The 1,238-nt window shown below is 51.6% G+C and carries 1 rRNA gene (cut by a window edge); it reads right to left on the reverse strand.

Features of this window, described 5'->3' with window-relative positions:
- A 23S ribosomal RNA gene (locus tag DKZ56_RS15870) occupies window positions 1-1,237 on the reverse strand; it reaches 3,304 nt to the left of the window's first position.
- Window position 1,238 lies beyond the last annotated feature (1 nt).

Consider the following 1,238-nt stretch of genomic DNA (forward strand, 5'->3'; position numbering starts at 1 on the left):
CGCACTCTTTAAATGGTGGCTGCTTCTAAGCCAACATCCTGGTTGTCTAAGCAACGCCACATCCTTTTCCACTTAACGGTTACTTTGGGACCTTAGCTGGTGGTCTGGGCTGTTTCCCTCTTGACCACGGATCTTATCACTCGTAGTCTGACTCCCGTGTATAAATAGCTGGCATTCGGAGTTTGTCTGAATTCGGTAACCCGAGGTGGGCCCCTAGTCCAAACAGTGCTCTACCTCCAGTATTCTTTACACGAGGCTAGCCCTAAAGCTATTTCGGAGAGAACCAGCTATCTCCAAGTTCGATTGGAATTTCTCCGCTACCCACACCTCATCCCCGCACTTTTCAACGTGCGTGGGTTCGGGCCTCCAGTGAGTGTTACCTCACCTTCACCCTGGACATGGGTAGATCACCTGGTTTCGGGTCTACGACCACGTACTCCTTCGCCCTATTCAGACTCGCTTTCGCTGCGGCTCCGTCTCTTCGACTTAACCTTGCACGTAATCGTAACTCGCCGGTTCATTCTACAAAAGGCACGCCATCACCCGTTAACGGGCTCTGACTACTTGTAGGCACACGGTTTCAGGTTCTCTTTCACTCCCATCGTAACTCGCCGGTTCATTCTACAAAAGGCACGCCATCACCCGTTAACGGGCTCTGACTACTTGTAGGCACACGGTTTCAGGTTCTCTTTCACTCCCCTCCCGGGGTGCTTTTCACCTTTCCCTCACGGTACTGGTTCACTATCGGTCACTAGGGAGTATTTAGCCTTGGGAGATGGTCCTCCCGGATTCCGACGGAATTTCACGTGTTCCGCCGTACTCAGGATCCACTCTGGAGAGGATGGATTTTCGACTACAGGGCTATTACCTTCTACGGCCGTCCTTTCCAGAACGGTTCGTCTAACCCATCCTTTTGTAACTCCGTATAGAGTGTCCTACAACCCCAAGAGGCAAGCCTCTTGGTTTGGGCTCTTCCCGTTTCGCTCGCCGCTACTCAGGGAATCGATGTTTCTTTCTTCTCCTCCAGGTACTTAGATGTTTCAGTTCCCTGGGTGTGCCCTCTTAACGCTATGAATTCACGTTAAGATACTGCTCCATTACGAGCAGTGGGTTGCCCCATTCGGAAATCTCCGGATCAAAGCTTACTTACAGCTCCCCGAAGCATATCGGTGTTAGTCCCGTCCTTCATCGGCTCCTAGTGCCAAGGCATCCACCGTGCGCCCTTAATAACTTAACCT

The organism is Ureibacillus thermophilus (assembly GCF_004331915.1).
In the GTDB taxonomy this organism is placed as follows: domain Bacteria; phylum Bacillota; class Bacilli; order Bacillales_A; family Planococcaceae; genus Ureibacillus; species Ureibacillus thermophilus.